This is a genomic window from Desulfocastanea catecholica (genome assembly GCF_054657295.1).
Map to the genome: position 1 here is coordinate 1 of NZ_BAAHYZ010000155.1, position 328 is coordinate 328.

At 41.8% G+C, this 328-nt stretch carries 1 protein-coding gene; it reads left to right on the forward strand.

All coding sequences use genetic code 11. From position 1 onward, the window contains the following. On the forward strand, positions 1-254 hold a 254-nt coding region (locus ACYQ8U_RS23325), incomplete at its 5' end, for an alpha/beta fold hydrolase (protein ID WP_459947942.1). Positions 255-328: the final 74 nt, after the last annotated feature.

The window sequence follows — 328 nt, forward strand, 5'->3', positions numbered from 1 at the left end:
CTTATGCTGATTTTACAGCATGCGACCGGTTCAATGTAACGGAGAAACTCTCTTCTATCACCACTCCGGTTCTGGTACTGACTGCAGAAGATGACAAACTCAGTCTGCCCAAGTTTGGTTCATATCTGAAAGATCACATTAAAAATGCATCAATCACCGAAATAAAAGAAGCGGGGCACTTGTCACCCATAGAACAACCGGAAGTGTTCAACGGGGCTGTTATTGATTATCTGAAACAAGAAAAGCTTATTTAATCACAGAAGCATGAAAGAAGGGCATCCTCACTGACCAGATTCGGGTTCAAAGGTTCAGATTTTTGATAGTGCTT